This window comes from Ferrovum sp. PN-J185 (genome assembly GCF_001581925.1).
Taxonomy (GTDB): domain Bacteria; phylum Pseudomonadota; class Gammaproteobacteria; order Burkholderiales; family Ferrovaceae; genus PN-J185.
The window spans coordinates 68,120-94,836 of record NZ_LQZA01000004.1 but is presented as its reverse complement, the minus strand read 5'-3'; the positions used below and the strand labels follow the sequence as shown (position 1 = coordinate 94,836).

Below are 26,717 nucleotides of genomic sequence, written 5' to 3'. Positions count from 1 at the left end.
ACTATGACAGAAGACCAACTAGAACAAGAAACGTTAGGCTGGCTAAGCGACATTGGATACAAGTTGCTAAAGGGTCCTGACATTGCTTTTGACGGCATTTGCCCTGAACGAGTTGATTACATTCAAACGTTTCTCCCATTTCGCCTACGTAAAGCAATCAATCGCCTTAACCCAACTGTACCAACTGCCGCACGTGAAGATGCATTTAAGCAAGTACAAGACCTAGGCATCCCATCACTACTATCTGCTAACCGTCACTTTCATAAGCTGCTTGTTAATGGTGTACCTGTTCAGTATCAAAAAGACGGCGAAACACGAGGTGACTTTGTTAAGTTAGTTGACTGGCTGAATCCAACAAACAACGACTGGGCAGCAGCTAATCAGTTCACCATCAAAGGTCCCCGTCATACACGCCGCCCTGACATTATTTTGTTTGTTAATGGACTGCCGCTATCTCTCATCGAGCTAAAAAATCCAGCAGACCTTAATGCTGACGTTTGGAAAGCGTTCGACCAAATCCAAACCTACAAAGAACAAATACCTGACGTCTTCCAGTACAACGAGGTCTTAGTTATTTCGGATGGTACAGAGGCACTGCTTGGGTCGCTTTCTGCAGATGCAGAACGCTTTATGGCATGGAGAACTATTGATGGCTTAACGATTGACCCACTTGGACAGTTCCACGAACTCGAAACATTAGTGCGCGGTCTGTTTGACCCGCAATACTTCTTAGACTATCTCCGCTTCTTTGTTCTGTTTGAAGATGATGGCAAGTTGGTTAAAAAGATTGCTGGCTACCACCAGTTCCATGCTGTACGTGCAGCTATCAATCAAGTCGTAACTGCTTCACGTCCTAATGGGACGCATAAAGGCGGCGTTGTTTGGCATACGCAAGGCAGCGGCAAGAGCATCACCATGACATGCTTTGCAGCTCGCGTGATGCAAGAAGCTGCAATGGAAAACCCAACAGTCGTTGTTATTACAGACCGCAATGACTTAGATGGTCAGTTGTTTGGTGTGTTTAGCTTGTCTCAAGATTTACTTCGTGAACAACCTATACAAGTGGCATCACGACAAGACTTACGTGACAAGTTAAGCAAACGCCCTTCTGGCGGTATTGTGTTTGCAACCATTCAAAAGTTTATGCTGGATGATGGCGAAAACGCTTTCCCTGTTTTATCCGACCGCAGCAACATCGTAGTGATTGCAGATGAAGCGCATAGAACTCAGTATGGTTTTGAGGCGAAGCTAAAAGGTAAGGCTGGCGAAGAACGCTATCAAGCTGGTTATGCACAGCACTTACGTGATGCCTTCCCAAATGCAACCTTTGTAGCCTTTACTGGAACGCCTGTAAGCAGTGAAGACCGTGATACTCGCGCTGTGTTTGGCGACTACATACACGTATATGACATGCAACAGGCTAAGGAAGATGGCGCCACTGTTGCGATTTACTACGAATCTCGTTTAGCCAAGCTAAGGCTAAAAGATGAAGACTTGCCAACGATTGACGCTGAAGTTGATGAACTGGCAGAAGATGAAGAAGAAGGCGCACAGGCAAAGCTGAAATCGAAGTGGGCTGCACTTGAAAAGGTCGTTGGTGCTGCCCCTCGGGTCGCGCAAGTTGCCGCTGACTTAGTGCTGCACTTTGAAGAACGTAATAAGGCAATGGCTGGTAAGGCAATGGTTGTTGCTATGAGCCGTGAAATCTGTGTCCACTTGTATAACGAGATTGTCAAACTACGTCCTGATTGGCACAGCGAAGACCCCGAAAAAGGCGCAATCAAAGTTGTGATGACTGGCAGCGCAAGTGATAAAGCCTTGCTTCGACCGCACATTTACGATGGCAAAACTAAAAAACGTCTTGAGAAACGATTTAAAGACCCTAACGACGAACTGAAGCTGGTTATTGTTAGGGACATGTGGCTAACAGGCTTTGACGCTCCCTGCGTGCATACGCTGTACGTGGACAAGCCGATGAAAGGCCATAACCTAATGCAAGCGATTGCACGGGTGAATCGTGTGTTTAAGGACAAGCAAGGCGGCTTAGTCGTTGACTACATCGGTATTGGTAACGAGCTTAAAGCTGCCATGAAAGAGTACACGGGCAGCAAAGGCCGTGGACAAATCAAAGTCGATGCACAAGAGGCCTATAGCGTACTAGCTGAGAAGTTGGATATTCTTCGCGGAATGCTGCATGGCTTCGACTACAGCAACTTTATGACGGCTGGACACAAAGCACTAGCAGGCGCAGCTAACCATGTTTTAGGCATCAAGGATGGCAAGAAACGCTTTGCTGACACAGCAGTAGCTATGAGCAAGGCATTTACCCTTTGCTGCACATTGGATGAGGCGAAACAAGTACGCGAAGAAGTGGCGTTCATGCAAGGCATTAAGGTGCTACTGACTAAGCGTGACCTGACTGCACAGCGTAAAACTGACGAGCAACGTGACCTAGCTATCCGTCAAATCATTAGCTCAGCATTGGTCTCCGATAGCGTTGTAGATATCTTCGATGCTGTTGGCCTTGAGAAACCAAACATTGGCCTACTTGATGATGAGTTCTTGGCTCAAGTCCGAAACTTGCCTGAGCGTAACTTGGCAGTTGAACTGCTTGAACGATTACTTCAAGGCGAAATAAAGAGCCGCTTCAAGAGTAACGTTGTGCAAGAGAAGAAGTTCAGCGACCTTTTAACCAGTGTCATTCAGCGTTACCAAAATCGCGCAATCGAAACAGCGCAGGTGATGGAAGAGCTGATTGAAATGGCTAAGAAGTTCCGTGAAGCTAGTGGACGTGGCGAACAGCTAGGACTGACTGACGATGAAGTTAAGTTTTATGACGCATTAGCGAACAATGAATCTGCTGTTCGCGAACTGAACGATGAGATTTTGAAGAAGATTGCGCACGAACTAACTGAGAACCTGCGTCAAAACTTAAAGGTTGACTGGTCTGAGCGCGAAAGTGTTCGTGCAAGTTTGCGATTGATGGTTAAACGTATTCTGCGCAAGTACAAGTACCCACCAGACCAACAAGATGCTGCTGTAGAGTTGGTGTTGCAGCAAGTTCAGGCGCTAGGTGAAGATTGGATGGAGAAGGTTTAAATGAATAAACAAGAGTTAAAAGACGAATACCTAACAGAACTACATAAGCTCTTAAAAGTACTTATTGGTAGGTTTCACCAAAAAAATAATGGCGAGCATGAGTTTGTAAACAGCCTACTTGTTGCACCATGTGACAGAGAGTGTGGTACTGCTGGTCACGATGAGATAGATGAAGCAATCGAAGCATCGATAGCTTTCAATGATGATATTGCTGAAGCATCTGGCGTTTTGTTCTACGGCCTCTCTCTTACAAGTGACTTTGAAGTTGAATACACATTCAAACTATTTTCTAATGACATCGGCGATGTAGACTTAACATACAAAGCATCAGAAGAAGCCGTTACGCTAAACGAGTTCTTTAGCAATCAGTTTGATTCACTTAATGAAAGTGAACTTCAAACATTGATTCAAAACGTCAAGTCACAGTCTACTTTTGGTTTGTTGAAGAAAAGCTAATCACATTTCAAACAGACATGACAAAGAACTATGGACTCGCTAGCAGTCCATAGTTGTCAAATAAACTAAACGTAACTTCAGTCTGCGTTTAGCGCGGCGTGTGGTATCCAGCAGTTATTAACATCCCAAATACCATCCGTTGCCCATGCTTTGCTTGGTGCCTGTTGTGCCTCTTTTAGCGTGTAGCCGAACCAAGTGCCTGTCTGTTTTTTATAAACCTGTATATCCTGCGATAAGCCGGCCTTTTCATGCCAAGCGTAGCTAAACAAAGTCTGTATTTCTTCAGTTGTTAGCACTGTTGGCAAGTTGCCTATAGCTATATTGAAATGTATTGTTTGCGCCTTGTCGGTTGTCTCTCTAGCGCCTTCTATAGTTACAAAAGTGAGTGGCCTGTAGATGTAAGGAAAGCGTGTAGGCTTGTTGCTGGCTGAAGGGTATAGCAGCTTGTTAAAGCAGTTAAGCGCATACCTGCAGTCTTTGCTTGCCTGTTCTGCCATCTTGCCTATGCGTATTTTGTTGTTGCCTGTGTACTTGCTATGTGGGTTTAAAAATGGCCTGAAATGTGTGTGCGCGACTATGTAGTGGCTTACGTGCTTATCGTAAGACTGCATAAAAGTTTCGATGTTTTTAGCTGTGTATTGCATGTTTTATTTAGCCTAGTGATATGGATTTGCTTTTATTTATATCCACTCCATATCAGCCTTATTTTTTCTCTTGCCCAACCTTAAAGTCAGGCCATAAAGTTGCTTTGCCCAGTTAAACAAAAGGAGAAACACTATGGCAACACTTGCATCACTAAAGCTCGTAGCAGCTAAAAAACCTACTAATCAGCCACCTGTTGTGCAGCGCCGCAATAAGCTAAGCAGCAAGGTGTTCGAACAAATCCAGCTGGCACATGCACAAAGTCGCGGCGAAAGTTATGCGCCAACTAAAAACAAGACAGTTACAAGTACAGGCGGTGAGCGTGTCGTTGTAACAGTGCCTAAACGCATTAAGCCTTGGTGGTTTGTTGCAGAAAATGGCAAGTGCTGTATTGCTATACGTTACGGTGCAAAGGTTATTGAACTTGCAAAAGGCAAGACTGCTATTGAAGTTGCTAATCCTGATGCGCTTATTGAAGCTTTGGAAGCGGTAAACGTAGCAGTACTCGCGGGTGAGTTAGACAGCCAGATTGAAGCTGTTTCAGGTCAGCTGCGGAGTGGCTTTCTAAAGTAAGCGAAAGGGTGTGTTTGCCAAGCGCCAGCACACCCATAAATACTTTTTTAGAGAGGTACTGAAATGAGAGCATTTGAGTTTGTGGATGTTGGGCAGCAGCATGTAGATGCAATAAAACAGCAAGCAAAGGCTGCACAAAAACGAGCTAAGGAAGCGGCGTTGCGGTTAAGGTTGCAGCAGACGCAGCAACGCTTAACAAAGATGTCTACGCAACCTGCATGAAGCTAACGCTGAAATCCAGTCAAACGATTCAAAAGAGCAATGTTGATGAACTGACGCTATGCATTGCGTAAACATGTATCCATGACGTGTCTTGTATAGCTAAAATAGTCACTCAAGATGGCTGTTCTTTAGCAGTGCTAGTTTTACGTAAAATGCTACTTACTTCTACAGTTGCTTCTACAGTCTTGCAAATAGCCCGCTAAGCCGCATAAACACTAGGTTTATTTTTAGTTAATCGTCTCATAATCTATTTACTTAAAACGTTTTTTGGAGAAAAACATAACAAAAACAACAGGTTGTAGCCTGTTAAATCCGATAAATTTGCTTCTACGGTGCTTCTACGGTTTTTTGTAGTTGCCCAGCCCTTAAAAGCTGTCAACGTAGAATCTGTCTTTCGGGCCTATAGCTCAGTTGGTTAGAGCAGAGGACTCATAGCGTAAGTTGTGCACCAGATGGAGAAATCCGCTGAGTGAATGGTGTCAAATTCGGTGTGGCATTCCCCCAATTTTGTAGACATACTTCATAACGCAGTTTGACGTTTTTCAAACTCCATAGGACTCAATTGCATGAGATGTTTGTGGCGTCTCGTTCGATTGTAAAAGCCTTCTATATAGTCAAATATTTCCGACTTCGCCTCTGATCTTGTTGGATATATCCTTCGCTTGATCAGCTCACTTTTTAAGCTACTAAAAAATGATTCTGCAACCGCATTATCCCAACAATTTCCTCTTCGACTCATGCTGGGGCTTAATTGATTGTCTTTGCACCAGCGATTAAACTCATCGCTGCCAAACTGGCTGCCCTGATCGGAATGAATGATGATTTCTCCTTTGGGTTTTCGTCTCCATTTAGCCATTGTTAATGCATCTAAAACAATTTTGGTCTCCAAGCTGTTTCTCATGCTCCAGCCAATCACAGCCCTAGAGTAAAGATCAATCACTACAGTCAAATACAGCCACCCTTCATAGGTTCGAATATATGTAATATCCGTCACCCAAGCTTGATCGGGATGATCATATGTGAATTGTCGCTGCAACTTATTGGGAGCAACCTGTGAAGGGCCTTCCTACTTTATATCGTGGACGTTTGTATCCCCGCACTGACTTGATTTGCGCTACTTTCATGAGGCGTGCTATGCGATTTTCACCGCAATGAATTCCTGCCTCTTTCAAATCGGTATAAATCCTTGGACTCCCATAAATGCCGTTACTTAAATCATAAAAATGTCGAATTTGTCGAGACAACGACTCATTAGCTACAGACCTTGGCGACAAAGGCTTCTTGAGCCAAGCATAGAAACCGCTTCTATGCACCTTCAGAATGCGACACATGCTCAGCAACCTAAACTCACCTCGGTGTGCTTGAATAAAAGCGTACTTCACCCTTGCTGCTTTGCAAAGTACGCCGTTGCCTTTTTTAAAATATCGCGCTCCTCAGTCGTTCGCTTTAATTCAGCTCTGAGCCTGGCGTTTTCCTCACGAATAGATTTCATGTCGTCAAGCACCGGCTCTTGAGGTAGTCTACTCAACCTGACCCAGTGATATAAAAGTCCTTCGCCAAAACCTAAGCGTTTGGCCACATCAACAACAGAATGACCTTTTTCAACAACTTGCTTTACCGCTTCAGCCTTAAACTCAGCCGAGTAGTGAGTTCGTTTCATGATTTTCCCCTTTCTTAGTTGATAATAATACATGTCTACTAGATTGGGGGAATGCCACTTTTGTAGTTTTTCAAGATTGTGTGTAAAGCGCCAGCTAGATGAAATCACAATCTTGGGTGATAGTAAGGCAAAAGATTCTTCCAAAAGAGCTGCGCGTGAGAATGGAGATTCGCCCGCAAAGTGAGTTGGATGCAAAACCCCATCAAAATCTAAAAATAATAGTTTTTCTTTGGAGGGGCTATGGGACATCCTAAAGCTCGTCTTCAATTTCTTTTTCAAGAACTAAAAAATTACGTTGGATTGCGTTGTACTCGCTATCTCTGGCCCACAACTTTTGAATGCCGATAAAACGATAGCCATCTGATCCTCGATCATTAAGAATCTCTTGTGCGGTATCGCAGTCTGTTTCTACAGGCTCCATTTTTACTAATTCGTATTCAAAAGTCTTCATTGCCTTGATCCTGTTGGCGAATAACCAATTCGATTGCCATTGTTATCAAAAATGTTAGTCACGCCAGTGGGCGACTGAGTTTCGTAACCAATTCGATTTCCATTGTTGTCATAAACCCCATTGGTTGAGTTGTAGTTAAGGGGGCTGTTTTGATAGTTCAATGGTGAATTGCTGTAATTCAAAGAAGAGTTGTTGTAGTTAAGGGGGCTGTTGTTGTAATTTAAGGGTGAGTTATCCCAGCTAGTCACTTGGGCGTAGCTGAGGCTAGAAATTAGAAGGGCGCCTGTAACAAGTAATCGCTTCATTTAGATCTCCTTAAGATTTTTTGGCATATTTGTGGCGGGACGGCGTGTAGTTGGTGTTCAAATCTTTCCAGCAGTAGTAGCAATTCTCATGCCCACTAGGATTGCTATATTTTTGCGAGCTATTCTTGCCGCCGCCATCAGTACGTGCAAAAACAGGAATGGCCATGCTAATTAACATCGCAGCAATGACTAGCCTTTTCATTTTTTACCAACCTTTCGCAGAAGGCGCTTGAGGTGCTTGGCGCGGCGTATTGATAGAAGTGTTTGGCGCACCATAAACAGGTGTGGTTGAAGTGCCTTGATATGCGCCCTGAGGACTATAAAAACTGGTCTGCCCGTTATCGGTTTGAAATGACTGAACGTTCTGACCGGTGGCGTTGTAAACATTGGTGACACCGCTTGGTGCTGTTTGGCTATAGCCGAGGTAATACCCAGTTGGTCCATAGATAGCCTGAGCCAGTGCTCCCCGCGCCGTTAGAGCGGCTTGGGCTATTAAAAATAGAGTGATTAGATATTTCATGTTTACCTCCAAATAAGTCTTGATGGGGTTAGATTAAAAGTAATAAGGCTCACCCAATGAGCTAGTGGCTCAAGAAAATGAAATATCTAACAAATTTCATAAAGAACGAATGCTTACTAGTGCTTTGGTACTTATTACTATCATCCCTTTGCAGGTATCGCCTAGCGGCAAATCGGCTGTCTCACTGAGTACGCCATTGGCTGTAGCAGCATTTGTGGATACAGCGAAGATCTTGGGCTTACCTAAATTTAGACTGAGGGATTCAAGTGGCAATCCATACCTTCCAGACAAGGCTCTCTTACAAGAGCCATTAGCAACGGTTCACGACCAGGCGGGAATTGTGTTTACGAGTGAAGTTAACAAAAGAAAGGCTTACATACGTTCGTATGTAAGACGTTGAGAAATTATGAAATTTGCACTTCAATCAATCAGTAGCCTTGGGGCAATACTTTTAGCGTTTTTATTGCTAGCCAACGTAGGTATTAGTAGTGCAGGGAGAGGCGAGCTTGAATCACTCTCTGCGGTTGAAAGAGCCGTCATCACAGAAACTATTCAGGCAGATGGCACGGTAGTAGAGATTGATGAACTCACTACCTTGGTGAAGTCACAGCTAGTGGTTGACTCCGAGTCACAGGCGGACTTGCCATATAACTCCACGCTATCCAAGTTAGAAGTGCTTGAAGCCTACACAATTACCCCTAAGGGAGAAAAAATCCCGGTAGCAGCCAATGCCATACGCACAGTAGAGGATGACAACAGCACTGGGGCAGCAATGTTCTCTGACCAGAAGCACAAGATAATCATCTTTCCAAAGGTAACCCCTGGTTCTAAGACCTATTACAAAACTAAGCTCACAACCTTTAAGCCTCTATTGCCAGGATACTTTTATACGCGCCTGACGTTTTCTCCGAATGCAGAGGTATTGTCTTATGAGTACAACTTAAATTATCCCGAAGATCTAAAGCTCTATAGCGATATCAAAGACGTTAAGCAAACCAGGGATGAGGTAATAGATGGTGTACGCCATGTGAGCTATACCTATCAAAACCTGAAGATGAAAAAGAAGGAGCAGCTTCAGGTGGCTAGCAGTGATTTTTCCCCTCACATCTATATCTCAACCTTTTCTAGCCAGGAAGACTTTGCTAAATCCTATGAGGCTCGCATTGCAGATAATTCATTGGTGACTCCTGATATTCAGAAGATGGCTGATGAAATTACTAAAGATGTGGATAAGAAGGTGGCTGCAGATAAGACGCTGAACCTAAAGAAGGAGCAGGCTCGAGCGCTTTATAACTGGGTATCTCGAAACATCCGTTACGTAGCTATTTACCTTGGGGACGGAGGTATCGTGCCCCATGATGCTACAAGTATCCTGAAAAACCGCTATGGTGACTGCAAAGACCACAATGCCCTTTTGATAGCTTTATTAGCAGCCAAGGGAATTGACTCAAGTAGCGCTTTAATTAACTCAGGCGTAGCCTACACGCTTCCCAAATATCCTGTTATCGGGCCGTTTAATCATGTCATTACTTATATACCAGGTTGGAACCTGTATTTAGACTCCACTGCGGAGATGGCACCATTTGGTACTCTGCCATCAAGCGAGGTAGATAAGCCGACCTTATTAACTAAGCTTGCAAAAGTGGGTCATACACCTAAGCCAAAAAAAGAAGATAGCAAAATCATTACCGGAATTACTATGCAAATAGAGAAGGACGGCCGGATTAAAGGTAAAACGCACACCATGTATTTTGGCGGCGCTGAAATTAATGCGAGGTATAGATATGAAGGCGCGGAAACTACGCTTTCAGAAAAGCTCGTCAGAAGTGACCTCGCTAAATTTAGGCAGACTGGTGAAGGAAAGATTACAACCAGCTACGTATATGACTTAAATGAACCCTTTACTACCAATACAGAGTTCATTTTGGATGCTATTGCTAATGTACCTGGTCCAGGAGCTATAGCTATACCTGTAGGCCTCGCGCCCGGTGAGCTGGCGCTCATTGCAAATGACAGGCCTCCAGAGAAATTCACCGTGCCATATACATGTGCCACTAAGTGGATAGGGGAGAGCTACAAGATTGGATTCCCAAGCAATGCCAAGGTAACGCGAATCCCGCCAAATACGAGCTATAAGAAGGGCGGCATAGAGTATGAGTCAACTTATGAAGAATCCAAAAATGTTGTCTCAGTAACAAGGGTTTTGAAAGTGCAGCGACCTGGTGCCGTATGTCCGCCTGAAGAGCTGCAGAAATGGAAAGACTTTTACCAAGTTTTCATAAAAGATATGCGAGCACAGGTTTTTTATGAGTAGGTGGTTTTATTAATCATGGCAAAGATTGAATTACTTTTTGGAGGTCCCATTGCCCATGATGAGGAAATCTCGGTCGAAAATTACGCGTACAACTGGGATGTATCTATAGAGACTGCTATAATAAGGAAATTTAAATCCTGGATAAGTTACCTATCAATTAAGTCCGATGATAAAGACAACACTTTTTTTGAATTACTCCTTTTTATTGGGATTAACCAGATGCTTAAGCTACCAAAGATAACGTCAGGAACCTATCGTCACAAGGGCTTTGTACTGCCAAAAATCATTATTCATGGTGATCACGGCGTAGATAAGCAAACAGGTAATTCAGTCCCACTGACGAAAAGTTGCATCAACATTATTGGCAATAATTTTGAGGATGAGATTGGATATGAATACTTTGAGTATCGGCAGATTGAAAGCGGCAGATTGCCCCAGCTGTCTGCTTATTTGTAATGTAATTTTGCAAAAAGGAATGAAAAATGAATGATGGGTTAACTATACGTAATTGCGTATTTGCATTTAAATGTACGGCACAGTGGAGTGAGTTAACGCCTACGGATGATGAAAAGATAAGTTTCTGTGACGTTTGCCAAAAAGAGGTTCATCTATGTGAGGATGATGAAGAGTTGGTGAAGTCTGTCCGTTTGAATCGATGTATTGCCATTTATCGCGAGGATGAAATTGGGCGCGGTGGAATGCTCCTTGGTGATGTTGTTTTAACTAATCGGTAGTAAAAAACAGCCGGTCTTTCCCGGCCGTCCGCTTGCTCGCACCCTGAAAGGAGTCCCCAAGGATATGGGTATAAAAAGAGCGCACAAACTGGTATGGTTTTTTCATGAAAAGACTCTGTCTTCTGGTCTTAGGGTACTCATACCTTATCCCTGCAACCACAACAAATACATGCAATAGAGTTATTAAAACAAGCTTAAAGCTCAAATGATGAGCTAGTCCGATTCGGTTATGAATTCGCCTAAAACCTTGCCATTGCGGACCCTTGCGTAACCTTTGATATCGCTGGTTGCAGTAATGCGGTATTTCCCATGCTTACTTCCCTTGGGAATGAAGAAAGACCACATCTCATCCCGCTCATCAAGTATGTCAGCTAAGAAATTTGCCCAAGCTTTATTAAGATGCCCAAATGGGATTGCTGGTACTGTTCCAAGCGGATCAATCACGTAGCTGCTTGCTTCAGCTTCAACCTGATTAGCTTTATCGATTAGATGCTCGTGAAGGCAATTAAATTCAGGCTCGTCATAACGTTTTTGTCGAGCAGCCTCATCAAGCTTATCTTTAACAAGCCAAACCAAGAATCCCGGCCAACCAACCAGTACGCAAGTCATTCCGAAGCTAAATGCAACTGCCTCTTTAATTTTATCTAGCCAAGTTTCCTCTTTGCCAATAATTCGAACAAGGCTCTTTGCAAAGCCTGAGGGCGTGTCTAACAGGATCTTCACAAGTAGAAAGGCGATCATAGAGGCGCCTGACAGCATATATAGAAGAAGGTAATCAACCCATGTGCTTGGGCGCCATGCTGCTAGGGCCTCAATCATTGCTGCTTCCTTAAAAAGCTTGGGATCTTATCGATATCAATGGATTCATCTGGAGCTTTATTATATTTGGCATGCTTGGCTACAAGGACCCCTTGTTTGAATTCCATCAATAAGTCGTATTCATAAATACTTCCATACCCCATATGCCTATATTTCAGTTGGGCACCTTGAGGGCAGCGTAACTCGCCCGTAAACCAGTGGGCAAAGACTTTGTCGTAGCCAGGGAAGACATCCGAGAGCCCAATGATTTCTTCATAAGTCTTATGGGCTGAAAGCTTAACCAGGTAAAGACGCTCAACTCCATCGGATTCGATGATTTGCCATGTTCCAACGTAGCCTCGCCAATTGGCCGTATGCGGGGATTCAAAAGAAATTCTGGTTTGCTTCAAGTATAGGGAAAGCGGATTGGTAAATAAGGGAATTTCCTTTCCTCCATAGATTAGCTTTTCTGAAACCTGTGCAGTCATCATTTCCTTTCGGCGTCATGTATGAATGCAGTATGGTCGAGATAAAGCTCATAGTTTGAGCCCCTTAGATAAATTACCTATATAAAATAGAATAATTAAGGTGTAACTGTGTTATACTAGATAAAAACACAAAAGAAAGAAGTAAAAAATGAGTTTTTTAGGAAATTTAAATTGGCTAATTTTGGCGCCAGTTTTAGCGGTTATTGGTTTTCTACTATCCCGCTTTATTACTCAGTATCAAAATCCAGCAAAAAAACTTCAGTTGGAACTAGTCAAGATTGCTGATGGACTCCAAAAGTATAAAAAAGAAAATATTCAAATATTGGATATAGCTAATTTAAAACCCATATTTTCTGTAGAGCCATTTAGGCATTTATGGGCTGAGTATGAAGATACTCTGCATTTAGTGAGGGCACCAGATGGCGAGCCAATATCAATGAGAGCTACGGCCACTTCGGAGCTTTATTTTTCTAAAGAGTCGGTGGTAGATACTCAAATTGATGCTGATTTTTTTAGGCACTTACCAGGCATATTGACTGGTATTGGAATTATTGGAACTTTTAGCGGTCTCGTCTGGGGTCTATTTCAATTTAATCCTGTAGAGCCTGATAAAACCCTTGAGTTACTTTTGCATGAAGTAACTTCTGCATTTATTGGATCTGGAATTGCAATTCTTGCAGCTATCGGTATTACATATTTTGAGAAGACTACATTAAATAAATGTTACCGGCTATTAGAGACTGTTAACAATCGAATTGATGATTTATTTTCAAAAGGCGTTGGCGAGGAGTATCTGTATAGGTTAGTTAGCGCCTCTGAGAAAAGCTCAGCCAATACAGCAAGCCTTAAGGATGCATTAATTGATGATTTAAAGCAGTTAATGCATGAGGTAGCAGATAAACAAATCAATGCTCAGCTTCAGTCAGCACAAAACTTCTCATCACAGGTATCGGGTGCTATTAAAGAGAGTCTAGATGCTCCGATGAAGGATCTGATGGAGGTCGTTGCTAGAGCATCGGGTGAGCAGGGTGGTGCTGTAACAGGCATGCTGGAGAATTTACTGAGCGCATTTATGGCAAAAATTGATGAGACCTTTGGATCTCAAATTCAGAATATCAATACAGCAATTCAGAAGTCATCTGACTCTATGACTATGGTTCAAGAGGCAATGACTCGTTTGATTACGGATATCTCAGGCGCTGGTCAAAAAGCCACATCTGAAATGTCTGCGAAGATGGAGGAGTCAATGTCTAAGGCTGCTCTTGCACAAGAGCAGATGAACCAACAGTTGCGCAGTTTTGTTGAGGAGTTGCGTAAGTTAATCCTTGAGCAGCAAAATCAAACGAAGCAGGCAATGGATGAGACTATGCAAAAAATCTTATCTGAGCTTGAGAAATCAATCTCCGTAATTTCTGCAGAAAGAGAGAATCAGGCTGTAGCAGATAAGGCCCGGGCAGAGCGCTTAGTGGCAGAAACAGAAGGTCTCTATAGCGGCTTAACTGATAACGTTGTTCAGTTAATGGGCGATGTGAAGGATGCTGCTTTTAAGACCGAGGAAAATATTAAAGCCATTCAAAATGCTGCCACCGTTGCAATATCCGGAATGAATGACGGAGCTCTTGTGATGCGTGATGCAGCAGATCGATTCACTAAGGCTGGCGATAGTATCGGAGGTGTATTTGATAAGAGTCGTGTGGTAACTGATCAATTAGAGCAAACAGCCTCTACGCTTCAAATGGCTTCTGCATCGGTAAGAACTGCATTCGAGAAATATGATGAGTCTCGGGAATCTGTTCAGGGTTACGTGCTCCAGCTTCAAGCTCTTGTGGAAAACGCAAAAAAAGAAGCTGGATTAAGCACGCAAATGCTTTCAGATCTGGAGAGAATTTTAGGTTCATTGCAAACTGCTGAAAAGCAAAGTACTGACTATTTAAATCAAGTTAATTCGGTACTCAAGGGATCATTCCAGCAGTTTGGGCAGGAAATGGTAGCCCAGGTCGAGGCGCTCAAAGTGTCGTCTGATACTTTGTTAACGGGCTCCTTAAGCGCCTTAGAGGGTGCAGTTCAGTCAATGCTGATGTCAGTCGCCAAGCTTAAAAAGTCTGAATAATGTTTAACCAAAGATCTTCCAAGAAGTCGTACAAGGATGAAGGTGAGAAGCCCTTTTGGATTTCCTATTCAGATCTAATGACTGCATGCATGACACTTTTTCTAGTAGTTATGGCGGTAACAATTGTGATGTTGAAAAAGAAGTATGAAAATCAATATGCTGCCGAAGCAGCCAGAGAGGCAACGATTTCAGCTTGCGCAAAAGATCTTCAAGGAATTGCAAACCAACGCTTTCCTGGTCAGGCTCGTATTGAATATAGCAAGGGAGATGCAATACGGATTGATTTGGGGTCAATCGTTAAATTTGATGATGGCAAGCACGGAATTAGTTCAGAAGCCTCAAAGTTCTTAAGGGACTATATCCCAACAGTACTTAAAACAGTTAAGAATAATGAATGTAAGCAGTTTTTCAGAAGGGTGATAGTTGAGGGGTATACCAGTAAAACTGGTAACTATATGACTAACTTAGACCTGTCGTTAAAGCGCAGTAAAGAGGTTATTTGCGAACTCGCCAAAACCGATCCTGATGGAACTGGCGGATTATCGCTAGATGATAAAAATCAAGTTAAAAGCCTTTTTCTTGTCGGCGGCTTTTCATTTAACTCGCAGAAAAGAAGCGATGAAGAAAGTCGGCGGGCTGAGTTAAAGCTTGAATTCTGGCAGTTGGGTGACGATAAAAAGAGGCAAGAGGAATCTACGATTGATTTATCTGGAAAAGATTTTGGCGTATGTCCTTCACAGACCTATTAAAAAATTCACTTGCTGATTTAAATAGTACTTTTCAATATGAATTGAAGAGTGATCGTGGGGAGAGTTATCCCAAGCTTTCTAAAATCCATAAAAAAATAACTGATGAATTTACTTTCATCTTGAAACCAAAAGATGAAGTTGCTTATGCTGCAGCACGTAACTTTCTTGATGGCTCGTTAAATGGTGATGTTGGCGAGTATGAAATCATCTCATTTGTTTTAACAAAACCCATTTCTGAATTAGGCGGCATATCTGTTGCCTCAGCTTCTGAAAAGCTAAGGTCTCTTTTGGATCGTTATGCAAAAGAGTTTGAAAGTGATGAGATTGATGGAATATTTTGGTTCGGCGTTTTTCAATCTTATTTTCAGGCGCAAAAGCTGAATTACCAAGGGGATAGTTTCTTTAGCTCCCAGCGAGCTATAAGGAGCTTCCTAGTTAAAACTTGGCCAGATGTAAAAAAGAATGCAGCTTTCTCAACTAATTGGATGAAAAGTATTGAGGCAAATCAGCATTTGCTTGGTGAGTCACCATGCGAGGTTTATGGCGCTGAGTGGCTTGCCGGAAGTGAGGTTCGGGTTAAGCAAATTAAGCAGGAGTTGCATATTCCGGATACAAGTTGGTTTTGGGAGGAATTTTTTAAGTCATGCTTAAAGGCTTCGTTATCTCAATCAGATGCTAAGTTTAAAGAATCTATCCCACTTATTATTGCCCTACTTAAAAGGCATCCATCCTATTTAGATAATGGACTGCGTGCCTTATTGGATAGATATCGGGCTTCCTCAGATATACGGGTTCACAGGGAGCTCAAAGAATTTGCCCTAGAAACATGGAAGAGTCCCAAGCTACGAAATACAGGAGCTTCCAAATGGATTCACGTGTCAGAGCCAACTTGGCGAATGGTTTTAACTTGGGTACAAGAGGCCAATCTAAGGCTGTTCTTTGAGTTACTTAAGCGCCGTGGTGTTCCAGATCTACATGGAAGAGTTGATTTTTGGATGCAATATATAAATCAAATAACCTTTACTCGACTTGTATTGGGCGAGGATATGCGCAGATATTTGACGGCACATCCAGAGTTAAAAGAGCACTTTAAAAATGATGTCGAGTCATATGCCAATCTAATGGGGGCGAAAGGCGAGTCTTCGCTAGATGCATTCATTATGGAAATTAGCGGACATTTAATTGTTGAATTTAATCCCCATGGTGGATGCTACATCTATCAAAAAGGGGAAAACACATTTAATGTAAATGCCGTTAGTCTTGATGCCTCAACTAGCCAAAGAGGCTTAAAAGAGCGTTATTACACTGGTAGCGCCAAAGGTCCTGACATAGTTCATAGAGAGGGATGGCAATATAAAGCTAGAACCTATCAATTGCCTGCATTTGGCATCTTTGATGATGTCCGAGCTGGTAAAGTGGGTTCAGGAACAACCACATTTTCAATTGACAAATATTTCTGATGAATTTTCTTAGCAGGCTTTTTAAATCACGTCCCGAAGTTAAAAATGTTTTCGAGGAAATGGGTAATAATCCATCTTCCCAAAAGTTAATTCAACCTGCATTTTCTAACGATAGGATCTCTTACCTTATTGACGTTAATATCGGGTTAAGTGCCTCGAGTCAGTTAATGGATATTGCAACCGATCCTGTTTCTGGTAGTCAGCAGTTAATTTACCTTGCTCAGCTAGTGTCCGATGGCGTGGCAGCATTCAATAATTCCGAGATAGCTATTCCTTGGTCTGATCTTTACGCTTTATTCGAAGATGCTGAACATGAAGATTCTCTATATCTGCTGTCGCTTCCAAAGATTGATCATTCAATCCCAATTCTTGGGGAAGATGGAACAGTTGCAGATAAGTTCTTTAGGTTAAGAATTGATGGTTGGCGAGAGGTTTCAGGCCGTAGCATTAGAGTTAGAAAGTGGCTTGGAGGTGCTTTTGTTGATGGGTCTACTTACTCACTTCAATCAAAGGATTCTTGGCAATTAATAGACTTTATTAGTCGCAATCATGGATTTGAAGCCCAGTCACGCTCTCAATCTGAAAATGAAATATTGTGGGGTGAGGCTCGCAAATTCGCCTTGTTAGCAAAGGCAGAGCTTTCACCTTATTTGGCTGCAACCATTGTTTTAGTTCCAAGCTTGCTAAAGATGCGTTACATCAGAGCGCAAGCTCTGGGAACCAGTGTTGTCACAATTGAACCATATTTTGATGGGGCACCTGATGATTGGATGGGGCAATTTGATTCATTCAAATTCATTCCTGAACACAGTGATTTTCCAACGGCTACAGGCAGAACAAGGGTCATTTTTCCTGAGGCGATACGAGATGTTCTAACGGTTATCAAAACACAATTTGATGGGCGCAAAGTTGCTGGTAGTAAGGCTGAAGCCTTTCTTAGAAATCCTTTCGCTTATCTTGGTGAGGCTGCCTCCAAAGTATTGGATGAGAATCAGATACAAGAAGCCAAAGAAGAGGCTGGAATCTTTTCTACTCGAATATCACTATTTCCAGATATTTCAAAGGGTGCCATTGAAAGCGTAACAGCAAGCGTTTATCAAAATCTTGAAGATGGAATGGCGAAGGCCGATAGATCAATTATTTCAACTGCCCATGAGCTTAACTTGTTAATACAAGAAATTGAATCGGCTCTCTCGGAAGAGCGTCAATTTTTTACTTGGCGTAATTTTGTAATTGATGTTGATGGTGATCTTTATCAGACATTGGATAGTGCTAAGGCTTGGTTCAATGTTTGGAAAGATCAGGTAAAAAATTTCATAGACTTTAACGACATTTATGCTCTCGATAATTATGGTGGGCGAATTGATGGTATTGGAGTTGCAAAACCCATCTACTCAGCTTACATAAAAAAAGAGGGTGGAGATGACTCCTCTTGGGCGCCACCGCTTCTCGGTGTTTCATTAACTCCAGGCTCAGCGCCTGTTTTTATAGCTGTTGATGAAATATGGGTAACGGAATTTGAGGCCAAGATTGAGCAGGCAAAGGCAGCAGGTGTCGACAAAGTTGCCGATCCCCGATTACCAATTCCTCTTTCAATACCTGAAGCTATTGATTTGGTAAAAGATCTAAAGGTTTTACTTGGAATTATTGGTTCAGGGGGTGACCCTCTGCCACCTGACCCAACTCCTCCGGGGCCAACTCCTCCAGGGCCGACACCACCTGGCCCAACTCCTCCAGGGCCGACACCACCTGGCCCAACTCCTCCAGGGCCGACACCACCTGGCCCAACTCCGCCAAGTCCAAACCCGCCCGGAAAGGGGCGCAAAGAAACACTCTTGGTGAAAGTCAATATTACACAGCTTGACTATAGCGAAACTGCGGCAGAGGAAATGCGTGCGGCAATACTTAAGGTGCCCGAAGGCTTTTCGCCTCAATTGCCTACTGATCTGAAGAGTGAAATTAAGTTAAAAAAACATCAGTTAGATGGATTAGCTTGGATGCAGTACTTGTATTCAAAGGCTCCAGAATATTGTCGAGGTGCATTGTTGGCTGACGACATGGGTCTTGGGAAGACATTACAACTTCTATCATTGCTTTCTTGGTTTTATGAACGCAATCCTGAGGCGCCACCATCATTAATTGTTGCTCCCCCGGTATTAATGCAAAACTGGAAGAATGAAGCTAGGAACTTTTTTAATAATTTTCCAGAGATTTTATTGCTCCATGCTGAAGGATTGAGCGCTAGAAGACAGCCTAAGCAATTTATTGACCAGTCATTATTAGATAAAAAAATCGTTAATTTATTAACACCAAATTGGTTGGGTTCTGCTAAGGTAGTTTTGACCACATATGAAACTGTTCGAGATTATGAATTTAGTTTAGCCAGACAAGAATTTACCTTCATGATTTGTGATGAAGCTCAAAAAATTAAAACACCTAATGCGCAATCTACAACAGCAGCTAAGAAGCAGAAAGCTAAATTTAGAATTGCATGTACAGGAACGCCTGTAGAAAATAGTTTGGCAGATTTGTGGTGCTTGTTTGACTTTATACAGCCCGGTTTGCTCGGGGCATTAGACGAATTTGGTAGAACATATAGAAAGCCCATTGAAGCGAAGGAAGCTGGTGATGAAAAGGCAGCAGAAGTAATTGAACATCTGCGTGCAATAGTTAGCCCTCAGATATTAAGAAGGATGAAGAGCGATATTGCTGATGAGTTGCCTCAGAAGATACTGGTTTCAAATGATGAATATGAGTTTGATGGAGCCCTTAGAAAAAGGTTATCTGTGCCTATTTCAAATCATCAGAGAAATTTATATGCGCAGGGATTACGACAAATCGCTGCAGCAGCCCAAGAAAAGGATGCAAAAAGAAGGTCGAATGTTTCTTTTGCAGTTTTACATTTTGTAAGAGCCTTGTGTTCTGAGCCATATTGTCTGCCAAAGACAACGTTTACTATTGATGTAAACGGAATAGACGCCCATTTAAACAATGCCCCAAAACTAAAGTGGCTATTGAGTACCCTGGAATTAATCGCGCAAAAGCAAGAAAAAGTAATCATATTCACAGATATTAAGGAAATTCAAAGATCATTGGTTATGTTTATTCGTAAGCGCTTTGATTTTTCCGCGCAGATTATTAATGGAGATATTGATGATCGACAGGATTTAATTGATGCGTTCCAATCACGCGAAGGTTTTGGCGTAATCATTCTCTCGCCATTAGCCGTTGGCTTTGGAGTAAACATAGTTTCAGCTAATCATGTTATTCATTTCACGAGAACGTGGAATCCGGCTAAAGAGGGTCAAGCAACAGATAGGGCATATCGCATTGGGCAGACCAAGGATGTATATGTTTATTGCCCAACTATTACAGCTGAAGACTTTGTGACCTTTGACGCCAAGTTAGATCGATTGATGACTTTAAAGATGGATCTTGCTGGAGATATGTTAGATGGAGTGGGCTCTGATATCCCAACCGGAACATTGATGCCTGATAGTGGACCTGGCGGTATTCAAGTTGACGCGGATAAGTTAGTTGATATAAGCCGTGTGGATACTTTGGATGGAGCTACGTTTGAAGTATTTTGTCAGCTTTTATTTGGCGCTTATCCAAATAAAGCCTACATTACCCAGAAGCAAAGAGGCGACGGTGGCATCGATATCGTTGTTATTGGTAATGATGGCAAAGGAATGATTTGTCAGTGCAAATATAGTATGCAAGATGAGCTGGGTTGGGATGCGGTTAAAGAGGTTGCTGCTGGTAGTCCGGCTTATCAAGCACGACATCCGGGCGTAATGTTTCAAAAGGTTGCAATCACCAATCAAAAATTCAACTCTACAGCTATTCAACAAGCTAATACTTTAGGGGTAAAGCTGATTGGAAGGGCTGAGTTGATTGAATTGTTGAACAAAGTAAAGCTTAAGCAGCTTGCTTTAGATGAGGAAATTTTTAAGTTTTATATGAACACATCTAAATTTTCGGCCAATGTATGAGTAGAAGTTGGAATTGGGATAAAAGGGACGATCAAAAAGTACTTGCATGGGCAGCTAAAGCCAGTGAAGAAGCTTTACTTGAGGGTAATGACTATCTTGCTGCAGAAATTTTAAAGGGTGCTAGCAATTTTTTTTCTATCAGGACACTTGCAATGCTGGCAGGCAGCAATGCTGCACTCGTAGACAAGTGGATATATGGCATTCACTCTGAAATATATTCAGGCACCTCAAATATAAGTAATCTAGAAATTGAGTCTATATCAACTCGTCATTCGGTTATTGATTGCTTTAGGTTACTAAATGCATTTTATGATTTAAATGATTTGCATGTACCCAAAGCTATAACTGCAGGGACAGTAATGGCGGATTTAATAATTCCTGAGCCATTTCAGGATGATGGAATTAGTTGGTAGCACCTATCCTGAAATCGTGGCATTTAGGCGTTACTTTAAGTAACGGTGGCAGAGTCATCTGAAACCAGTCTCGCATACTTGTTCAACCCCATAGCAGCTCAGTGCTATTTTGCAATTAGAACCGCCAAAAACCAGCCTGATTTCACTCGAAATGAATCAAGGTCTCGAAAGATTAAAAATCTTACGCTGGGATTTAATAAGATTTTGCCGCTCTCGTTCAGCCTTATAAAGTTTTTTGGCTCGTTCGCTCGATTGCTTGAGGTGGGCAAGGCGTGCTTTTTCAGGAGTTAGGGCTGATAAGGGTTTAATGGATTTAATGCCAAATTCATAGAAGCGCATTACTGTATTTAACCTAATGCTTATTATTCATGAATTTCTGTGTAATTAAGTACATTTCCTATACCGTACTGCATCTCACCCAATTGCTTGGCTTGATATTGACCTTCTGCATACACAACCGTATGGGCTGTTTGGGTTTGGTTAATACGTACCCATAATAAGTATTTCTTCATTTGGCAAACCCTTCTTTAAGCAGTCCAGCTGCCCGCTCTATTTGTGCATCTAGCTCGCCAGCTTCTACAGCCGTTTTAATCATCTCTAATATATGTATAAGCTCATCGGGCTTATCTAGCTCAATAGTCGATTTACCTTGTGATATTTCTAGCGTTTTGGATCCGTACCTGACAACAAGGCAGGACTTGCCATTTTGGGCAGTAAACCACCAAGGCTTGATACGTTTTGGCACTTCTAAGATTTTGATATTGCCTTCAATATCTTTTAATCGTTTGGTTTTTAATGGGGCATAGCTTGTGCCAGCGCTTTTAGCTTCAGCTAATTGGATCTGTTCCCACAGCTTATCGGATAGCTTATTACGTCTCTGGACAACAGCGGGTAATTTAGTGGGTTTAGTAACGCTGACGAATTTCAGTGTTTCTAGTGTGCTCATGTATGGCTCCTTAATAGTGAATGGGCACATATAACAATATGATCAGAAATAGGGGTTGAGCAACCTGAAAATAGGCAACCAAAAGAATCCAGAATTAAGCAGGAATTTGTGTGGTTTGCTAAATAACTATGACGACAAAACAAAAGAACGTTTTGTATGCCATTACTTATTACTACCGAAACAAGGGCTGTGACACCTAGTCGTTATGTCACCCGAAAACTGGACATTGTTGATCACGGAGACGGAAATTCTGGGCGGTAGCAGAGACTTAATTCACTATCCTTTACAGGACGCCATTAGCCTTGCTGACTAATATGAATCAAGTATATAAATTAGCACAAAGATCATAAAACCTAGTTTTATGGATCACGAGCAAGAAGCTTACACAGCGAACTTGCGATTTAGTGCAAAGGTAGCCACTTATTGCTTTTGTATATATTGCGTTTCAAGCCGCACATAAAAGGAGACAGCGAAACCGCCCTTCCCAAATTGGTTGTGCCCATAAGTGGTGTAGCAAAGAACTCAGCGAAAGTCCTTTCCTATTACTGAGCCTGTTGCTTAAGGCTCAGTGTAGGTTGAATCTAGCGAAAATCATCAAAGATATGAAAAATGTGATGAGCGATAAGCGAAATCACAGGCGAAGCCATTCGCCTTATTATGTAGAATGGCTTAACTCAATTGAAAATGTGAATTATGTCTAAACATAACTTAGAGATGAAGATCTCAGGTCCTGGAGTGCAGATCAATCTTTATTGCATTGATAAGACCACTTTGCAGGCCTTGAAGGCCAATTCAAAATCTAATACTCCCAAAAAATACCATGAGATTCTCAATCTAAAAGGAATTGATGGTGAATTAATCTGTTGGGGCATAGATGTATTTGATGGTCCTCGTGAAATTTCTATCGAAATTGATGGCAAAACTTTTGAGATGGCCGAAGTTAGAAATGTGGATGATGAAGATGCCTCTCTTGAAGACTCAATGGGAAACATCTTGTTTTACAGCGATGAGACTATAAATGAGCTGGATGGTGAAATAGCTTCAGATCAATATGCATTAGTGGTCGTTGATAGATATAGCCTAGCAACTTTAAATGCTGGCTTTGAAACGGATGCTCCTATAGACATCAAAAATCTTAGACTGGAATTAAAAGACCTAGATACATCATCAGATTATTCAGGCGCCACTTGGCAGTTGGGCTTGGCTGATGATCTCGAGAAAGATGTCCAATCAATTTCTTATAACGGCCTTACTTGCGATTGTGAATTTCAGTGCTCAAATTTCGATTCTCAGGAAATATATCTTGTAGAGCGAGATTCCCAGGGTGACTGGCAGATTAGTAAGGATTCAGAAGCTTTGTTCCGCTAACGCAAAGATCATGGCATTTGAGCCATATCTTTTGTCATTTGCGCCATAGTTTTCCAGTAAAAAGTAGCTAAATAAAAAACTACACTTTTTCATGCAAAAGTGTAGTTATCTTGTAAGTCATTGAAATCGAAAGCCCTTTTTTCTGTGGCATTTAAGCCATAGTCGGTTGTCCAAACCAAACATCAGAAAACATACTGTAGCTGCGTATTTATTACAATTAAAGGACAGCTATATGCCACAAGCAAAATCGTTTAGTAGTACAGAGCTAACCCAAGTTTTGACATATGTAAAAACCACCAAACACAGCGTACGTAACCGTGCTATGTTGCTATTAACCCATTGGGGTGGGCTCAGAGTAGGGGAAGTAGCAGCCCTACGTATATGCGATGTTTTAGACCCTGAAAACCAGGTGAAAAGTGAGATCCGCTTATTGCCGGAGCAAACCAAGGGACGCCACCCAAGGACAGTCTTTCTCAATGAGCGCTTAAAAGCAGAGCTACAAGCGTTTGCCAATGAGATCACCAATAAAGACCGCAACCATGCCTTCTTCCCCACGCAAAAGCACCCAAAGCGAGGCTTTACAGCCAATACGCTGACGCAACACTTTAAAAGTATCTACAAAGCTTCTGGTATATCTGGTGCTACTAGTCACAGCGGGCGTAGAAGCTTTATTACTAACCTTGCAAGTAAAGGCATCGGAGTTAGGGTGCTCATGAGTCTAGCGGGTCATCGCAATATCAGTACTACGCAGGCTTACATTGATGTGAATGACGATATGAAGCGCATGGCAGTAGAACTCATTTAACTTTGCTGGGTCTGCCTACTTTACGGGTCTTTGATTCAAACTTGATAGCAAATGTACAAGGGGCATCTGTGGGAAAGCGTCCGCGAGCAGCATTTTCAGCAATAAGTTCTGCTTTTGCAATTAATTTGCTAGCGAGTACTTGTAAGCGCATCTTTTTTTCTGGCAAATTAAGCTCATTAGAAATAGGTTTACCATTTTTATCAATTTGAATTGCATGAGCTGGCGATAAACCTAGCTCATTTCCTATGGCCCAAAGTGGTTTGCCTACTTGATACATCTTTAATGCAATGGTGCCTAGCTTAATGGTGGGTTCACGCAGTTTTGATCGTACCAGCTCGTATTTCGGTTTTACAAGCTTGGGTTTTGACGTAATAAAAGTATTACTTCTTATGATTGCATTAATTTGCCTTAGTACCATCTGTTTGGTTTGATTAGTGGGAATAGCAACGATGAGACATTCTGGCTGAGCCATATCCTCCCAGAGCTTTTGTGAGTTAGAAATAATATTGCCACTCATAAGATTCTTATCGTCAGATTTGCCCACGGTAAAGCTTTGTGTCTTTGCTGCTTTAATGCCAAAGAGTTCTCGTCCGCGACTATCCCACCAACGACTCTCCGGTATGCGCCAAACATCCCCAAAATCCTCATAAGTCTTAGTGAGCTTGCTCCAATCCCGAGGCGAATTGGTGGGCAGGGTTTTTTGCCCCCTTTTAGTCCATTCAGACACCAGCTTGTAGCTGGGACTAAGTTTTAAGTAATCAACCAAGGCGTCATAGCGCCAATCAATAGCTGCGTATAAGCCGGCGCTCTCCCAACTACTGCCTTGATCCTTAAAACGAGGTAATTTTTGTCGATTTGCCATATTTAAATATTACCAGAATAGTGATTTATATATATGGTAATTTTTACAAACAGTAATAAATGAGATTCTTTCAATACGGGGTCTTCCCGTGATTAATGAAGGAATCAATGATGAAAACCGTAAGTCAAAATTTAATCAGCAAGCCCTCTATTACTCACTCTGCGGAGTGGTATGAGGGGTTTATGAATCTGAGAATGAAATCTCCCTCGGAATCAAAATTGGGTTACTCGAAAGAGATTGGGGTTTTGGATCCAGAAGTGATTGAAGTAACTAAATTAGCGGAGAAAATTAAATGGTCAAGTTATTTTATAAAGGCCTATTCAGGCGAGGCTAGAAAATTAAAACTTAATTCTTATGATCCAGAAGAATCTCGTATGTTTATTGCAAAAATTGGGAATAAGGAATTGGGTTTTATTCGTATTACTAACCACACAGATTATTTCCAGGGGCTTTATAGCGGTGAGATTTGGGGTATTGCAGAAGTATATGTGAAGCCACCATATAGAAGTCACGGCGTTGCATCGAAACTGATGAAGTATGTTTTGAGGCATAACCAGGTTAAGTCGATTTTCCTGGAGGAGGATCGATATAAGGAAAAGAAACGTTATTTCAACAAATTTGGATTTACGTATGAGGTACGAAGTGGCAATGGTCTTTCAAGATGCTACTTAAATTCTTTTGAAGAAGTTATTAGTAAAAAAGTATCCGAGATAAACCGGTCCAGTATGCTTTTTTCTTGAACCACATATCACTAGAATAATGAAAGGGAATAGTGATGAATTTGATTAATGAAGTGCAAGAAATAAATGCATTCAAGAAAGCTAGTCTAGTTATTGCTAAGACTTTAATTGGCCAGGCTGATGAATTAGCACGTGAACATGAAGAATTTAATGATAGATATATCATTTCAGGTCGAAAAGCCTTGTATGAGCTACTTGGAAAAATTTATGCCTTAGCTGAACGGTTGGATAGGAGTATTGATAGGGAAGACCAGGTTGCCATCTTAAGAAAGGTTTTATCTGAAAAGTACGGTATCCGTACACAGGAAAATACTTCAGATACTACAGTTCTCATACGTTATATAACCCAAGCGGATCGTAAAACTGCCCACGTCTATTCACGTGCAATTGAGACCGCTCGCCTGAATAAGATTGATAGCTCTAAATTTCCTGAGTATGTCGACCAGGCGGGTGGGGTAGAGCGTATACGCTCGGAGTCTGCTTGTAATCTCTTGATCCCAGATGAAGCTGTTGAAGTCAAGAGAACAAGAGAGAAAAGGCTTGAGCTAGCTCGGAAGTATCTAATAGCTCGCACCGAGCTCCCTCTTGCTAGTTTTAAGATGGGTAAGAAATATTTAAATACGCCTAAATCTGCCTCATTTATGCAATTTATTTGTTTGGAGCGTGATGGAAGATATTTTGTACTTGCGGAACAGGTACTTGAACAAAAAAATGATCATAGGATGTTGGAGCAGATTTCGGATAAGTTTTGTTCAGATTTGAAACGTGCAACTAATAGCGTTGATATTTTTTATAAAAAGGCTATGCAAAAAAGAAGGCGAAGGATAATCAAGGAAATATGTAGGAAGCGCCCCGAGTTGGCTAATGGAATGCTGGCAGCATTTCGCCGGAAAAAGTAAAGTGTGCCCTCTAATTCTGTTAATTAGACATAAGGCGCCTTAAATAGGGGCTATTAATACAAACTTCTTTCAAATTAATTATTAATGTAATAAGCTTTATGAGCGACT

The 26,717-nt window shown here is 41.9% G+C and carries 27 protein-coding genes and 2 pseudogenes; 17 read left to right on the top strand and 12 right to left on the bottom strand.

What is annotated here, in order from left to right; genetic code table 11:
- Nucleotides 1–3 precede the first annotated feature (3 nt).
- Nucleotides 4–3,099, top strand: a complete 3,096-nt coding sequence (locus FV185_RS08140; RefSeq protein ID WP_067496233.1) for a type I restriction endonuclease subunit R — start codon at nucleotides 4–6, stop codon at nucleotides 3,097–3,099.
- Nucleotides 3,100–3,555, top strand: coding sequence for a hypothetical protein (locus FV185_RS08135; RefSeq protein ID WP_067496230.1), 456 nt, complete (start codon nucleotides 3,100–3,102; stop codon nucleotides 3,553–3,555). It abuts the gene before it with no gap.
- 77 nt (nucleotides 3,556–3,632) lie between these two features.
- Here the strand turns inward: FV185_RS08135 and FV185_RS09735 are convergent, their stop codons facing one another.
- On the bottom strand, nucleotides 3,633–3,860 hold the full coding sequence (locus tag FV185_RS09735) for a hypothetical protein (protein ID WP_197457842.1): 228 nt from the start codon (nucleotides 3,858–3,860) through the stop codon (nucleotides 3,633–3,635).
- Between the two features lie 472 nt (nucleotides 3,861–4,332).
- On the opposite strand from FV185_RS09735, the gene FV185_RS08125 reads away from it, so the two are divergent.
- Both FV185_RS08125 and FV185_RS09590 read left to right on the top strand, forming a co-directional pair.
- Nucleotides 4,333–4,770: a DUF6641 family protein gene (locus FV185_RS08125; protein ID WP_067496224.1), complete on the top strand. Its 438-nt coding sequence runs from the start codon at nucleotides 4,333–4,335 to the stop codon at nucleotides 4,768–4,770.
- A gap of 63 nt (nucleotides 4,771–4,833) precedes the next feature.
- The gene (locus FV185_RS09590; RefSeq protein WP_156474220.1) at nucleotides 4,834–4,992 is read left to right on the top strand and encodes a hypothetical protein; all 159 of its coding nucleotides are present in this window, start codon (nucleotides 4,834–4,836) and stop codon (nucleotides 4,990–4,992) included.
- A gap of 520 nt (nucleotides 4,993–5,512) precedes the next feature.
- Here the strand turns inward: FV185_RS09590 and FV185_RS08120 are convergent.
- The 6 genes and pseudogenes from FV185_RS08120 to FV185_RS08100 form a co-directional block, all read right to left on the bottom strand.
- Nucleotides 5,513–6,652, bottom strand: a pseudogene (locus tag FV185_RS08120) (IS3 family transposase).
- Between the two features lie 36 nt (nucleotides 6,653–6,688).
- Nucleotides 6,689–6,901, bottom strand: a pseudogene (locus tag FV185_RS09900) (HAD domain-containing protein); the annotation flags it as partial.
- 1 nt (nucleotide 6,902) lies between these two features.
- Complete coding sequence (locus tag FV185_RS08110) at nucleotides 6,903–7,103, bottom strand: hypothetical protein (protein WP_067496220.1); 201 nt, start codon at nucleotides 7,101–7,103, stop codon at nucleotides 6,903–6,905.
- Nucleotides 7,100–7,408 carry a hypothetical protein gene (locus FV185_RS08105; protein WP_067496218.1) on the bottom strand — a complete coding sequence of 103 codons (309 nt, stop codon included), beginning with the start codon at nucleotides 7,406–7,408 and terminating at the stop codon, nucleotides 7,100–7,102. Before FV185_RS08105 ends, FV185_RS08110 begins: the two co-directional genes overlap by 4 nt.
- Nucleotides 7,409–7,418: 10 nt before the next feature.
- Nucleotides 7,419–7,610, bottom strand: a complete 192-nt coding sequence (locus FV185_RS09585; RefSeq protein WP_156474219.1) for a hypothetical protein — start codon at nucleotides 7,608–7,610, stop codon at nucleotides 7,419–7,421.
- 3 nt (nucleotides 7,611–7,613) lie between these two features.
- On the bottom strand, nucleotides 7,614–7,928 hold the full coding sequence (locus FV185_RS08100; RefSeq protein ID WP_067496216.1) for a hypothetical protein: 315 nt from the start codon (nucleotides 7,926–7,928) through the stop codon (nucleotides 7,614–7,616).
- A gap of 109 nt (nucleotides 7,929–8,037) precedes the next feature.
- Here FV185_RS08100 and FV185_RS08095 point away from each other — a divergent pair, with 109 nt between their 5' ends.
- Genes FV185_RS08095 through FV185_RS08080 form a run of 4 tightly spaced genes read left to right on the top strand, consistent with a single transcriptional unit; the run spans nucleotide 8,038 to nucleotide 10,976 of the window.
- A complete protein-coding gene (locus FV185_RS08095) occupies nucleotides 8,038–8,328 on the top strand; it encodes a hypothetical protein (RefSeq protein WP_156474218.1) in 291 nt (96 codons plus the stop codon).
- A 6-nt stretch (nucleotides 8,329–8,334) separates the two neighbouring features.
- Nucleotides 8,335–10,242, top strand: a complete 1,908-nt coding sequence (locus FV185_RS08090) for a DUF3857 domain-containing protein (protein WP_067496206.1) — start codon at nucleotides 8,335–8,337, stop codon at nucleotides 10,240–10,242.
- 15 nt (nucleotides 10,243–10,257) lie between these two features.
- Nucleotides 10,258–10,698: a hypothetical protein gene (locus FV185_RS08085; protein WP_067496204.1), complete on the top strand. Its 441-nt coding sequence runs from the start codon at nucleotides 10,258–10,260 to the stop codon at nucleotides 10,696–10,698.
- A 26-nt stretch (nucleotides 10,699–10,724) separates the two neighbouring features.
- Nucleotides 10,725–10,976 carry a hypothetical protein gene (locus tag FV185_RS08080; protein ID WP_067496201.1) on the top strand — a complete coding sequence of 84 codons (252 nt, stop codon included), beginning with the start codon at nucleotides 10,725–10,727 and terminating at the stop codon, nucleotides 10,974–10,976.
- Between the two features lie 213 nt (nucleotides 10,977–11,189).
- On the opposite strand, the gene FV185_RS08075 is transcribed toward FV185_RS08080, so the two are convergent.
- On the bottom strand, nucleotides 11,190–11,795 hold the full coding sequence (locus FV185_RS08075; RefSeq protein WP_067496198.1) for a hypothetical protein: 606 nt from the start codon (nucleotides 11,793–11,795) through the stop codon (nucleotides 11,190–11,192).
- Nucleotides 11,792–12,265 carry a hypothetical protein gene (locus FV185_RS08070; protein ID WP_156474217.1) on the bottom strand — a complete coding sequence of 158 codons (474 nt, stop codon included), beginning with the start codon at nucleotides 12,263–12,265 and terminating at the stop codon, nucleotides 11,792–11,794. The genes FV185_RS08075 and FV185_RS08070 overlap by 4 nt, the downstream gene beginning before the upstream one ends.
- A gap of 145 nt (nucleotides 12,266–12,410) precedes the next feature.
- Between FV185_RS08070 and zorA the strand changes: the two genes are divergently transcribed.
- Genes zorA through FV185_RS08045 form a run of 5 tightly spaced genes read left to right on the top strand, consistent with a single transcriptional unit; the run spans nucleotide 12,411 to nucleotide 20,989 of the window.
- Nucleotides 12,411–14,372: an anti-phage ZorAB system protein ZorA gene (gene zorA, locus FV185_RS08065; RefSeq protein ID WP_067496192.1), complete on the top strand. Its 1,962-nt coding sequence runs from the start codon at nucleotides 12,411–12,413 to the stop codon at nucleotides 14,370–14,372.
- Nucleotides 14,372–15,121 carry a flagellar motor protein MotB gene (locus FV185_RS08060; protein WP_067496189.1) on the top strand — a complete coding sequence of 250 codons (750 nt, stop codon included), beginning with the start codon at nucleotides 14,372–14,374 and terminating at the stop codon, nucleotides 15,119–15,121. Before zorA ends, FV185_RS08060 begins: the two co-directional genes overlap by 1 nt.
- Complete coding sequence (locus tag FV185_RS08055) at nucleotides 15,100–16,581, top strand: EH signature domain-containing protein (RefSeq protein ID WP_067496186.1); 1,482 nt, start codon at nucleotides 15,100–15,102, stop codon at nucleotides 16,579–16,581. Before FV185_RS08060 ends, FV185_RS08055 begins: the two co-directional genes overlap by 22 nt.
- 59 nt (nucleotides 16,582–16,640) lie before the next feature.
- On the top strand, nucleotides 16,641–20,576 hold the full coding sequence (locus FV185_RS09725; RefSeq protein ID WP_197457841.1) for an SNF2-related protein: 3,936 nt from the start codon (nucleotides 16,641–16,643) through the stop codon (nucleotides 20,574–20,576).
- Nucleotides 20,573–20,989: a hypothetical protein gene (locus FV185_RS08045; protein WP_067496180.1), complete on the top strand. Its 417-nt coding sequence runs from the start codon at nucleotides 20,573–20,575 to the stop codon at nucleotides 20,987–20,989. The genes FV185_RS09725 and FV185_RS08045 overlap by 4 nt, the downstream gene beginning before the upstream one ends.
- 362 nt (nucleotides 20,990–21,351) lie before the next feature.
- Here FV185_RS08045 and FV185_RS09580 read toward each other — a convergent pair whose 3' ends face one another.
- Both FV185_RS09580 and FV185_RS08035 read right to left on the bottom strand, forming a co-directional pair.
- Nucleotides 21,352–21,501 (bottom strand): hypothetical protein, encoded by a 150-nt coding sequence (locus FV185_RS09580; protein ID WP_156474214.1) that lies wholly within the window; start codon nucleotides 21,499–21,501, stop codon nucleotides 21,352–21,354.
- Complete coding sequence (locus FV185_RS08035) at nucleotides 21,498–21,935, bottom strand: DUF6641 family protein (protein WP_067496174.1); 438 nt, start codon at nucleotides 21,933–21,935, stop codon at nucleotides 21,498–21,500. Before FV185_RS08035 ends, FV185_RS09580 begins: the two co-directional genes overlap by 4 nt.
- 693 nt (nucleotides 21,936–22,628) lie before the next feature.
- On the opposite strand from FV185_RS08035, the gene FV185_RS08030 reads away from it, so the two are divergent.
- Both FV185_RS08030 and FV185_RS08025 read left to right on the top strand, forming a co-directional pair.
- Nucleotides 22,629–23,303 (top strand): hypothetical protein, encoded by a 675-nt coding sequence (locus FV185_RS08030; RefSeq protein ID WP_067496171.1) that lies wholly within the window; start codon nucleotides 22,629–22,631, stop codon nucleotides 23,301–23,303.
- A 232-nt stretch (nucleotides 23,304–23,535) separates the two neighbouring features.
- The gene (locus FV185_RS08025; protein ID WP_067496168.1) at nucleotides 23,536–24,108 is read left to right on the top strand and encodes a tyrosine-type recombinase/integrase; all 573 of its coding nucleotides are present in this window, start codon (nucleotides 23,536–23,538) and stop codon (nucleotides 24,106–24,108) included.
- Here FV185_RS08025 and FV185_RS08020 read toward each other — a convergent pair.
- The gene (locus FV185_RS08020) at nucleotides 24,101–24,970 is read right to left on the bottom strand and encodes a hypothetical protein (protein WP_067496166.1); all 870 of its coding nucleotides are present in this window, start codon (nucleotides 24,968–24,970) and stop codon (nucleotides 24,101–24,103) included. The two genes, FV185_RS08025 and FV185_RS08020, sit on opposite strands and share 8 nt — an antisense overlap.
- Nucleotides 24,971–25,077: 107 nt before the next feature.
- Here FV185_RS08020 and FV185_RS08015 point away from each other — a divergent pair, with 107 nt between their 5' ends.
- Together FV185_RS08015 and FV185_RS08010 are read left to right on the top strand one after the other, a co-directional pair.
- Entirely contained in the window at nucleotides 25,078–25,710 is a 633-nt protein-coding gene (locus FV185_RS08015; RefSeq protein WP_197457839.1) for a GNAT family N-acetyltransferase, read from the top strand.
- A gap of 35 nt (nucleotides 25,711–25,745) precedes the next feature.
- A complete protein-coding gene (locus FV185_RS08010) occupies nucleotides 25,746–26,609 on the top strand; it encodes a hypothetical protein (protein ID WP_067496160.1) in 864 nt (287 codons plus the stop codon).
- Nucleotides 26,610–26,717 lie beyond the last annotated feature (108 nt).

Bases quoted from the DNA above. Each gene is read 5' to 3' on its own strand.
- FV185_RS08140 (WP_067496233.1), top strand. From the start codon at position 4: ATGACAGAAGACCAACTAGAACAAGAAACGTTAGGCTGGCTAAGCGAC.
- FV185_RS08135 (WP_067496230.1), top strand. From the start codon at position 3,100: ATGAATAAACAAGAGTTAAAAGACGAATACCTAACAGAACTACATAAG.
- FV185_RS08125 (WP_067496224.1), top strand. From the start codon at position 4,333: ATGGCAACACTTGCATCACTAAAGCTCGTAGCAGCTAAAAAACCTACT.
- FV185_RS09590 (WP_156474220.1), top strand. From the start codon at position 4,834: ATGAGAGCATTTGAGTTTGTGGATGTTGGGCAGCAGCATGTAGATGCA.
- FV185_RS08110 (WP_067496220.1), bottom strand. From the start codon at position 7,103: ATGAAGACTTTTGAATACGAATTAGTAAAAATGGAGCCTGTAGAAACA.
- FV185_RS08105 (WP_067496218.1), bottom strand. From the start codon at position 7,408: ATGAAGCGATTACTTGTTACAGGCGCCCTTCTAATTTCTAGCCTCAGC.
- FV185_RS09585 (WP_156474219.1), bottom strand. From the start codon at position 7,610: ATGAAAAGGCTAGTCATTGCTGCGATGTTAATTAGCATGGCCATTCCT.
- FV185_RS08100 (WP_067496216.1), bottom strand. From the start codon at position 7,928: ATGAAATATCTAATCACTCTATTTTTAATAGCCCAAGCCGCTCTAACG.
- FV185_RS08095 (WP_156474218.1), top strand. From the start codon at position 8,038: ATGCTTACTAGTGCTTTGGTACTTATTACTATCATCCCTTTGCAGGTA.
- FV185_RS08090 (WP_067496206.1), top strand. From the start codon at position 8,335: ATGAAATTTGCACTTCAATCAATCAGTAGCCTTGGGGCAATACTTTTA.
- FV185_RS08085 (WP_067496204.1), top strand. From the start codon at position 10,258: ATGGCAAAGATTGAATTACTTTTTGGAGGTCCCATTGCCCATGATGAG.
- FV185_RS08080 (WP_067496201.1), top strand. From the start codon at position 10,725: ATGAATGATGGGTTAACTATACGTAATTGCGTATTTGCATTTAAATGT.
- FV185_RS08075 (WP_067496198.1), bottom strand. From the start codon at position 11,795: ATGATTGAGGCCCTAGCAGCATGGCGCCCAAGCACATGGGTTGATTAC.
- FV185_RS08070 (WP_156474217.1), bottom strand. From the start codon at position 12,265: ATGATGACTGCACAGGTTTCAGAAAAGCTAATCTATGGAGGAAAGGAA.
- zorA (WP_067496192.1), top strand. From the start codon at position 12,411: ATGAGTTTTTTAGGAAATTTAAATTGGCTAATTTTGGCGCCAGTTTTA.
- FV185_RS08060 (WP_067496189.1), top strand. From the start codon at position 14,372: ATGTTTAACCAAAGATCTTCCAAGAAGTCGTACAAGGATGAAGGTGAG.
- FV185_RS08055 (WP_067496186.1), top strand. From the start codon at position 15,100: ATGTCCTTCACAGACCTATTAAAAAATTCACTTGCTGATTTAAATAGT.
- FV185_RS09725 (WP_197457841.1), top strand. From the start codon at position 16,641: ATGGGTAATAATCCATCTTCCCAAAAGTTAATTCAACCTGCATTTTCT.
- FV185_RS08045 (WP_067496180.1), top strand. From the start codon at position 20,573: ATGAGTAGAAGTTGGAATTGGGATAAAAGGGACGATCAAAAAGTACTT.
- FV185_RS09580 (WP_156474214.1), bottom strand. From the start codon at position 21,501: ATGAAGAAATACTTATTATGGGTACGTATTAACCAAACCCAAACAGCC.
- FV185_RS08035 (WP_067496174.1), bottom strand. From the start codon at position 21,935: ATGAGCACACTAGAAACACTGAAATTCGTCAGCGTTACTAAACCCACT.
- FV185_RS08030 (WP_067496171.1), top strand. From the start codon at position 22,629: ATGTCTAAACATAACTTAGAGATGAAGATCTCAGGTCCTGGAGTGCAG.
- FV185_RS08025 (WP_067496168.1), top strand. From the start codon at position 23,536: ATGCCACAAGCAAAATCGTTTAGTAGTACAGAGCTAACCCAAGTTTTG.
- FV185_RS08020 (WP_067496166.1), bottom strand. From the start codon at position 24,970: ATGGCAAATCGACAAAAATTACCTCGTTTTAAGGATCAAGGCAGTAGT.
- FV185_RS08015 (WP_197457839.1), top strand. From the start codon at position 25,078: ATGATGAAAACCGTAAGTCAAAATTTAATCAGCAAGCCCTCTATTACT.
- FV185_RS08010 (WP_067496160.1), top strand. From the start codon at position 25,746: ATGAATTTGATTAATGAAGTGCAAGAAATAAATGCATTCAAGAAAGCT.